An 8,388-nucleotide genomic window follows, 5' to 3' on the forward strand; every position below is an offset into this window, starting at 1 on the left:
CCGTACGGGCAACACGGGCGGGACTCCCATGCGCAGGGTCATCCTCTACATCGCCACCAGCCTCGACGGCTGCATCGCCCGGCCGGACGGGGCGGTGGACTGGCTGTTCACCGACCAGGACTACGGCTACGGGGCCTTCTACGCCGGCATCGACACGGTGCTGATGGGGCGGACGACCTACGAGCAGGTACTCGGCTTCGGCGACTACCCCTATCCCGACACCCGGGGCTACGTCTTCTCCCGCACCAGCGCCGGCCAGCGGGACGCCCATGTCTCCTTCGTGGCGGACAACCCGGCCGACTTCATCGCCGCCCTGCGCGCGCAGCCGGGGCGCGACATCTGGCTGGTGGGCGGTGCGCAGCTGGTGCACGCGTTCCTGGAGCGCGACCTGGTGGACGAGTTCGTGCTCTCGGTCCACCCCCTGGTCCTGGGCGAGGGCATACCCCTGTTCCGGGGGCCCCACCCGACCCGCACCCTGCGCCTGAAGGAGGCCCGCACCTTCGACACCGGCCTGGTGCAGCTCACCTACGGGCGGCGGATGCTGCGCGCGCCCTAGCAGCCTGCGCCGATGCATGACGAAGTTCGCGCTTTGCACCGCTGGAGTATCCTATGCTACTGAGTAGCAAGGGGCATTGCTGACCGCCCGGGAAGGGCGGTGGTTCCACTCCGGAGGTGCAAGGGATATGTCGAAAAAGCGCAATACCTCGCTGTTGTCGCTCGTACTGCTGGGCTTTGTTCTCTACGTGGCCTACACCCAGTTCACGCTGTTCGTGATCCTGCCGATCGAGGATCGGAGCGCAGGCGAGACCCTGGTCATCAACCGGCTCGAGGGACATCATTTCGTGGAGAGCGCCGACGCCATCTGCAACCGGACCCGGCACGAGGTATCCCTGCTCTGCCGCGGCGAGGTCGTGGCCGGAATCAAGAAATCGGCCCGCATCTTCCTGACCCTGCCTTTCAGCGAACGGCTCTACCTCTGGTCCACGGAGGGCAAGCGCTACAATTTCTGATCGGGCTCTTCCATCCCGGTGCCGGGCGGATCGGCGCCGGGTGCGGTGTATGGATACAGGGTGATTCTCCATGGAACGGAAACCGGATGACCGGCCCCGGAGGGGCCACTGGCGGGGCAGGGCAGCGTTTGCCCTGCTGCTGCTTCTGACGTGCGTCGCGGCGGCCGGCAAGGGCGACGTCCACTCCCCGCAGCGGCGTCTGGCCGAAGATCGGGCGGTCCTCGATCGGGCCCGCGCCGGATTGGCCGCGTCCCTGGACTTCTTCCGCTCCCACCCGGAAGGCTTCAACTCCGAAGCGGCCGGCCGCGGGCGTTTCCCCGCCCGCGCGGCACGGATGTCCGCCTGGGTCGCCTGGAGCAGCGTGCTTGATTATCTCCGGTTGCTGGAACAACTGCGTGACCGGTGGATGCCCCGCTTCGACGCCCGCGACCTGACCCGTGACAGCGACGCCTTCGCCCTCGGATACGGAGCCTTCCTGGCGGGGTACCGCTACGCCCTGGAGTTCATCGGCGAGGTGGAACGCAACCCCTGGATGGATGGGATCCTGGACCAGGATGTCCCGGAGATCGGGCTGCCGGCCGGAACCTACACCAGGTTCAAGATGCACTATCTCAACAGCCTGCGCGCCACCGAATTCGCCGCCCTTGAGGTGGTCGCCGGGATCCGGAAGCGAAAGGGCTGGTCGCCACCGGGTACGGTTCTGTCGGATCGCGATTTCATCTGGCGCATGGGCAAGGGGCGGGGCCTGGTTCTGACTGCGCAGAACGCAGTGGACGTTCTCAGGGGAGGGTTGCATTCCGCCTGGCTACCTGTGCAGACGGGTGTGTCCCGGTTCATGGGCGATACGCGGGTCCGCCGGGAGGGTACCGCGCTGATCTCCGCTGCCCAGGTCCGGAGTCTGATTCCCCGGCTGCTGCCCGGGGACATCCTCCTGGAGCGCCGTGAGTGGTATCTCTCCAACCTCGGGCTGCCGGGGTTCTGGACCCATGCCGCGCTCTACGTGGGAACGCCGGAGGAGCGCCGGGCCTTCTTTTCCGGCCCGGAGCTGCAATCCTGGCTGGAAAGGCGGGGCGGTGCCGGCGGGGATTTCGAGGACCTTCTGCAGCGTCGGTATCCGGAGGCCTATGTTCACAGCCTGGAGGCACAGGCGGAGGGTGTGCCGCGGGTGCTCGAGGCCATCGGCGAGGGGGTCACGTTCACCGCACTGGAGCATACCGCGGCGGCTGATTCGCTGGCCGTGCTGCGCCCCCGCCTTTCCCGGCAGGAGAAGGCCGCGGCACTGTATCAGGCATTCCATTACAGCGGACGGCCCTACGACTTCGATTTCGATTTCCGCACCGACTCGGCGCTGGTCTGTTCCGAGTTGGTCTACAAGGCCTATGAGCCTGGTGGGTCCCGGCAGGGACTGCCCCTGGAGACTGAGACCATCCTCGGGCGGCCGGTGGTCACGCCCAACGGCCTGGCGCGGCTCTACGACCGCAATGCCGATACCGCCGCCCCCCTGTTCGATCTGGTGCTGTTCCTCGATGGCTACGAGCGAGGGGAGCGGGCGGAGGAGTCGACGCCGGCAGCCTTCCGGGCGAGCTGGCGGCGCCCCAAATGGCACGTGCTCGTCCAGGAGCCGCCGGAACCCGCGCTTCCCGGCAGTGCGGGGGAGTCAAGGCTGTGATCGTGGCCTTGCTCCCTGGCGGCGTTCGGCCCGACGCCGGCGCCGGCTCCGCTCATGGAGCGCACGCGCTACAATTTCCACATCGGATGACCCGGGACAGAAACCGCGGATGGACAGATTCGACGAGATGTCGCGCCGGCGCAGGCGGGCGCACCAGCGCCTGCTGGAGCTGAAATCGGGCGTCTATGCCGCCTTCCTCGACATGGAGCGGGCGGCTTTCGGCGACGGTGCGCTGGCGAAGCGGCACAAGGAGCTCATCGCCGTGGGCATCTCCGTGACCATCGACTGCGAATCGTGCATGCAGTGGCACATCGAGCAGGCGGCGCTGGCCGGCGCCACGCCGGAGGAGGTGCTCGAGGCGGTGGAGGTGGGCATGGAGATGGGCGGCGGCCCCGCCACCGTCTCGGCCCGCTTCGCCCTCGAGGTGATGGAGCGGGTCTTCGGCGCCGGATCCCCGTGACCGTCCACTACCGCCATGTCCAGTTCGGCACCCTTCAGGTGGTCCTGCTGGGCGGGGCCGCGCTGGTGGTGCTGGCGGTCATCGCCGTGAAGGGCTGGCACCCGGCCCTGGGCGTGGCGCTCGCGATCCTGGTCCCGGCCCTGCTGCTGTTCTGGCGCCTGGTGGTGGAGGTGGACCCGCGCGGAGTGAGCCTGCGCTTCGGCGTCGGGCTGATCCGCCGGACGTTCCCGCTGGCGGAGATCACCGCCGCGGAACCGGTGCGCAACCGCTGGTACTACGGCTGGGGCATCCGCTACACGCCCCATGGCTGGCTGTTCAACGTCTCCGGCCTGGAGGCGGTGGAGATCACCCTCGCCCCGGGCCGGCGCTACCGCATCGGCACCGACGAGCCCCGGGCCCTGGCCGCGGCCATCCGCACGGCGCTGGAGGAGAGCGGGGCCGGCGCCTGACCGGCGCCGGGCCGCGCCGGCGGCGGGGGATGGTGTAGCCTTCGTGACGGACGGTGCAGAGAGGAGAACCCCGTTGGAACCCGAGATCCGGCCGGCGTCGACCGACGCCGACATCGCCGCCTGCTTCCCGGTAATGGTCCAGCTCCGCCCCCGGCTCGCGGCGGGGGAGTTCGTCGCGCGGGTGCGCGCGCAGATGGAGCAGGGCTACCGGCTGGCGGCCCTGCGCGAGGCCGGGGCGGTGCGCGCCGTGGCCGGCTACCGCACCGGCCTGAACCTGGCCTGGGGCCGGTTCCTCTACGTGGATGACCTCGTCACCGCCGCCGACGCCCGCTCCCGGGGCCACGGGCGGGCGCTGCTGGCCTGGCTGGAGGCCGAGGCGCGGCGCCTGGGCTGCGACCAGCTGCACCTCGATTCGGGCCGGCAGCGCGTCGACGCCCATCGCTTCTACGCGCGCGAGGGGCTGGACGGCGGCAGCCTTCACTTCATGAAGCGCCTGCGGGAGGAGCGTTGAGCGCCCGCGCGCGCCCCGGCCGGGCGGCGCCGCGGTTAACGGGGCATCCCCATGCGTGAGCTGCACACCGAGATCCTCATCGAGGCGCCGGCCGAACGGGTCTGGTCCATTCTCGCCGACCTGGCCGCCTACCCCGACTGGAACCCCTTCATCACCGCGGCCGAGGGCGTCCTCGAGCCGGGCGCGCGCCTGACCCTGCGCATCGAGCCCCCGGGCGGGAGGCCCATGACCTTCCGCCCGCGGCTGCTGGCGGTGCTGCCCGGGCGCCAGCTGCGCTGGCTCGGCCGGGTCGGCGTCCCGGGCCTGTTCGACGGCGAGCACGGCTTCGGGATCCACCCGGAGGGGGAGGGGCGGGTGCGCCTGGAGCAGTGGGAGCGCTTCGGCGGCTTCCTGGTGCCCTTCCTCTGGCGGCGCGTCGCGGCGCCGACCCGGGCGGGCTTCGAGGCCATGAACGCGGCCCTGAAGGCGCGCGCCGAGGCCGCCGGGACGCCCTGAATGTGTAGAATAGCGCCTCGCCCCCGAACGTCACGGAGAACACCGGTACCGAGATGGCCAACGAAATCCGCCTGAAGCACTGCCCCAGCTGCCGCATCACCGTTTCCGCCAGCCACGACACCTGTCCCGAGTGCGGCGCCGTCCTGGAGCCCGGGGAGGCGCCCCGGCGCCGGCTGACCCCCGGCCAGCGGCGGCTGCGGATAGGCGTCATCGCCATCCTGGGCGCCCTGTTCGGCCTCATGTTCGGGGCGCGCATGGGGCTCTACGACGGCTCCGGCGGGATTTTCTCCCTCCTGCTGATGGTGGGCGTCGGCGCCTTCTGCGCCGCGATCCTGGGGCGGCTGGCCCTGCGCTGAGGCGCGGAGGTCCGATGCCGCGCCACCCCCAGCCCCGGCCGCCGGCGGGCGCGCCCGCCGACGATCACCGCCTGGAGCTGACGCGGGACCATGCGGTGGTGCGATTCTCCACGCCCCGCCCGGTGCTCAGCTCGGCGATCCACAACGGCGGCCTGGTGGAGGCGGCGGGGGCGCTGATCCTGCGGGTGGCGGCCAACCACGACGGCGCCGCGGCGGGGCACGAACCGCCCCGGGCGACCCTGGCGCGCCGCGCCCGGGCCCTCGGTCTGGCGCCGGCGACCGTGGGCATGATGACCTCCGCGTCACTCGATTCGCTCCGCTACGTGGCCCTGCGCGAGGGCGGCGTGCGGGTGGCGGCGCTGGTGACCGCCGGCGTCTCCAACGCCCGCCGGGCCGGCGACCGGGCCGAGTGGCGGACCTTCGACCCGCCGCCGCCCGCCGGCGGCACCATCAACACCCTGGTGCTGACCGACGCCCGCCTCGGGACGGCGGCCCTGGCCGAGGCGCTGATGGTGGCCACCGAGGCGAAGGCCGCGGCGCTGCAGGGCCTGGGGGTCTTCTCCCCGGTCTCGGGCGGCACGGCCACGGGCACGGGAACCGACGCCACCGCGGTGGCGGGCGGCCACGGGCCGGCGGTGGCCGAGTGGTGCGGCAAGCACACCCTGCTCGGGGAGATGATCGCCCGCGCGGTCATCGACGCCCTGACCGACTCCCTGCGCGGCTGGGTGTGAGGCCGCGCCGGGGGCGCGCCGGAGGCGTATAATTCCACCCCTTACCGGCAACCCACTTCCCCCTGCGCCGGGTCGGGAGCATCCATGGACCTGCAAGTCTGGATTACCCTGCTCATCGCCGCCATCCTCATCAGCCTCTCGCCCGGGGCGGGAGCGGTCACCTCCATGAGCTACGGGCTCACCCACGGCGTGCGCAACGCCTTCTTCGCCGTGCTCGGGCTGCAGCTGGGCTGGATGACCCAGTTCCTGGTGGTGGGCATCGGCCTGGGCGGCATCATCTCCGCCTCGGTGACCCTGTTCACCCTCATCAAGTGGATCGGCGTCATCTACCTGGTCTGGCTCGGAGTGCAGAAGTGGCGCGAGTCGGGGGAGCTGAAGCTCAAGGGCGTGGGGGTGGCCTTCTCCCCCTGGCGCGCCTTCTGGCAGTCGGCACTGGTGAACCTCACCAACCCCAAGGCGCTGGTGTTCCTGGTGGCCCTGCTGCCCCAGGTGCTGGATCCGCACCGGCCCCAGCCGCTGCAGCTCACCCTCATCGGCCTCACCCTGCTGGCGGTGGACCTGGTGGTGATGACCGGCTACAGCGTGATGGCCTCGCGCATGCGCCGCTGGCTGCGCAACACCCGCGCGGTCATGTGGCAGAACCGCGTCACCGGCACGGTGCTCATCGGCGCCGGGCTGCTGCTCTCCACGGCCCGCAACCGGGTCTGACGCCGCGCGCGGCCGGTCGCCCCGCGGGCCGAAGCGGGTTAATCTTTGCAGAGACATTCAGGGAGGGCCCATGTCCGACGTCAATCCCATCGTGCGCCTGCTCGACGCGCTGCACTTCGCCGCCGACCGGCATCGCGACCAGCGCCGCAAGGACAGCGCGGCCTCGCCCTACATCAACCACTGCATCGAGGTGGCGCAGGTGCTGGCCGAGGCGGGGATCACCGACACCGAGGTGCTGATGGCGGGGGTGCTGCACGACACCGTGGAGGACACCCGGACCACGCCCGCCGAGATCGAGGCGCGCTTCGGCGCGCGGGTGCGGGGCCTGGTGGACGAGGTCAGCGACGACAAGTCCCTCCCCGGCGGCACGCGCAAGCGGCTGCAGGTGGAGAACGCCCCCCACGCCAGCCCCGATGCGCGGCGCATCAAGCTGGCGGACAAGTACTGCAACGTGCACGACATCACCGGGCGGCCGCCGGCGGGCTGGCCGCGCCGCCGCTGCCTGGAGTACCTGGACTGGGCCGAGGCGGTGGTGGCCGGCTGCCGCGGCCTCAACCCCGCCCTCGAGGCGCGCTTCGACGCCGCCCTGGCCGCGGGCCGCGCGGCGCTGGACCCCGGGGCGGACTGAGCCGCCGGGCATGGACGCCGCCCGCTACTGGCTGGCCCTGGCCCTGCTGGTGCTGATGCCCCCGGCGCTCCTGCACTGGTTCATCGTCCACCCCTTCATCCACACCTGGCGCCGGCTCGGGCCCGTCCGCGCCTATGCCCTGGTGTGGACGCCGCTCATCCTGCTGATGATCCTCCTGTTCCAGGCCCGGGGCGTGCTGCTGGCGCGGGAGTTCGGCACCCGCTGGCCGCTGGTGATCGCCGGGGGCGCGCTGCTGGCCGCGGCGCTGGGGCTGGCCCTGTGGGTGCGCCGCTGGATGAGCGTGGCCATGCTGCTGGGGCTGCCGGAGATCGCGCCCGGGCGCTCGCCCCCGCGGCTCGTCACCGGCGGGCCCTACGCCCACGTGCGCCATCCCCGCTACCTGGAGCTGTCCGTGGGCCTGCTCGGCTACGCCCTGCTCACCAACTACCTCGCCACCTGGGTGCTGTACCTGCTCGCCCTGCCGGCGCTGTACGCGGTGGTCCTGCTGGAGGAGCGCGAGCTGCGCGAGCGCTTCGGCGCGGCCTACGCCGAGTACTGCCGCCGCGTGCCGCGCCTCATCCCGCGCCTGAGGTAAGCTGTCCGCCTGTTTCCCGAACCGGAGAGCCGATGCAGGAGTATCTCGCCGCCGGGCTGCTGCTGGGCGCCGCGGCCGGCTTCGCGCCGGGCCCGCTGCTGGCGCTGGTCATCAGCGAGACGCTGGCCCACGGCGCCCGGGCCGGCGCGCGGGTGGCCGTCGCGCCGCTGCTGACCGACCTGCCCATCATCGCCCTGACCCTGGGGCTGCTGGCCGGGCTGGCGCGCCATGACGCGGCCCTCGGCCTGCTGTCGCTGGCCGGCGCGGCGCTGGTGCTCCGGCTCGGCTGGGAGAGCCTGCGCGCCCGGCCGCCGACGGCGGCGGCCCCGGCGGACGCCCCGCGCTCCCTGCGCCGGGGCGTGCTGGTGAACGCCCTCAGCCCCCATCCCTGGCTGTTCTGGATCGGGGTGGGCGGGCCGCTGGTGGTACGGGCCTGGGACGGTCCGGGCTGGCCGGCCGCGGCGGCCTTCCTGGCCGCCTTCTACGCGCTGCTGGTGGGCGCCAAGCTGCTGCTGGCGTGGTTCGCCGGCCACGCCCGGGCGCTGCTGCGCGGCGGCCTCTACCGGGGCGTGATGGCCGTGCTGGGGCTGCTGCTGTGGCTGTTCGCCGCGCTGCTCGTGCGCGACGGCCTGGCGCTGCTGGGCTGGCCGTGACGCGCGCACCAGGCACTACACTATGACTGAACACGGAACACGGAACACGGAACACGGAACACGGAACACGGAACACGGAACACGGAACACGGAACACGGAACACGGAACACGGAACACGGAAC

At 71.9% G+C, this 8,388-nt stretch carries 13 protein-coding genes; all 13 read left to right on the forward strand.

The features are described from left to right. Nucleotides 1–28: 28 nt before the first annotated feature. The 13 genes from DFQ59_RS19170 to DFQ59_RS19230 all read left to right on the forward strand — a co-directional run bounded on the left by DFQ59_RS19170 (nt 29) and on the right by DFQ59_RS19230 (nt 8,265). Complete coding sequence (locus DFQ59_RS19170) at nt 29–556, forward strand: dihydrofolate reductase family protein (RefSeq protein ID WP_114281355.1); 528 nt, start codon at nt 29–31, stop codon at nt 554–556. 127 nt (nt 557–683) lie between these two features. Further along, the gene (locus DFQ59_RS19175) at nt 684–1,010 is read left to right on the forward strand and encodes a hypothetical protein (protein ID WP_114281356.1); all 327 of its coding nucleotides are present in this window, start codon (nt 684–686) and stop codon (nt 1,008–1,010) included. 70 nt (nt 1,011–1,080) lie between these two features. Continuing rightward, nucleotides 1,081–2,679 (forward strand): YiiX/YebB-like N1pC/P60 family cysteine hydrolase, encoded by a 1,599-nt coding sequence (locus tag DFQ59_RS19180; RefSeq protein WP_114281357.1) that lies wholly within the window; start codon nt 1,081–1,083, stop codon nt 2,677–2,679. A gap of 109 nt (nt 2,680–2,788) precedes the next feature. After that, complete coding sequence (locus DFQ59_RS19185; RefSeq protein ID WP_114281358.1) at nt 2,789–3,139, forward strand: carboxymuconolactone decarboxylase family protein; 351 nt, start codon at nt 2,789–2,791, stop codon at nt 3,137–3,139. Next, nucleotides 3,136–3,588: a hypothetical protein gene (locus DFQ59_RS19190; protein WP_114281359.1), complete on the forward strand. Its 453-nt coding sequence runs from the start codon at nt 3,136–3,138 to the stop codon at nt 3,586–3,588. The genes DFQ59_RS19185 and DFQ59_RS19190 overlap by 4 nt, the downstream gene beginning before the upstream one ends. A gap of 73 nt (nt 3,589–3,661) precedes the next feature. Further along, on the forward strand, nt 3,662–4,099 hold the full coding sequence (locus DFQ59_RS19195; RefSeq protein WP_245937337.1) for a GNAT family N-acetyltransferase: 438 nt from the start codon (nt 3,662–3,664) through the stop codon (nt 4,097–4,099). A 51-nt stretch (nt 4,100–4,150) separates the two neighbouring features. After that, complete coding sequence (locus DFQ59_RS19200) at nt 4,151–4,594, forward strand: SRPBCC domain-containing protein (RefSeq protein ID WP_114281360.1); 444 nt, start codon at nt 4,151–4,153, stop codon at nt 4,592–4,594. A 53-nt stretch (nt 4,595–4,647) separates the two neighbouring features. Further along, nucleotides 4,648–4,950 carry a hypothetical protein gene (locus DFQ59_RS19205; RefSeq protein ID WP_114281361.1) on the forward strand — a complete coding sequence of 101 codons (303 nt, stop codon included), beginning with the start codon at nt 4,648–4,650 and terminating at the stop codon, nt 4,948–4,950. A 14-nt stretch (nt 4,951–4,964) separates the two neighbouring features. After that, nucleotides 4,965–5,681 carry an adenosylcobinamide amidohydrolase gene (locus DFQ59_RS19210; RefSeq protein ID WP_114281362.1) on the forward strand — a complete coding sequence of 239 codons (717 nt, stop codon included), beginning with the start codon at nt 4,965–4,967 and terminating at the stop codon, nt 5,679–5,681. Between the two features lie 84 nt (nt 5,682–5,765). Next, on the forward strand, nt 5,766–6,389 hold the full coding sequence (gene rhtB / locus DFQ59_RS19215; RefSeq protein WP_114281363.1) for a homoserine/homoserine lactone efflux protein: 624 nt from the start codon (nt 5,766–5,768) through the stop codon (nt 6,387–6,389). A 70-nt stretch (nt 6,390–6,459) separates the two neighbouring features. Next, complete coding sequence (locus DFQ59_RS19220; RefSeq protein ID WP_211315010.1) at nt 6,460–7,017, forward strand: HD domain-containing protein; 558 nt, start codon at nt 6,460–6,462, stop codon at nt 7,015–7,017. A gap of 10 nt (nt 7,018–7,027) precedes the next feature. Beyond that, a complete protein-coding gene (locus tag DFQ59_RS19225) occupies nt 7,028–7,612 on the forward strand; it encodes a methyltransferase family protein (RefSeq protein ID WP_114281364.1) in 585 nt (194 codons plus the stop codon). A gap of 32 nt (nt 7,613–7,644) precedes the next feature. Further along, the gene (locus tag DFQ59_RS19230) at nt 7,645–8,265 is read left to right on the forward strand and encodes a LysE family transporter (RefSeq protein ID WP_114281365.1); all 621 of its coding nucleotides are present in this window, start codon (nt 7,645–7,647) and stop codon (nt 8,263–8,265) included. Nucleotides 8,266–8,388: the final 123 nt, after the last annotated feature.

The organism is Thioalbus denitrificans (assembly GCF_003337735.1).
GTDB lineage: Bacteria > Pseudomonadota > Gammaproteobacteria > DSM-26407 > DSM-26407 > Thioalbus > Thioalbus denitrificans.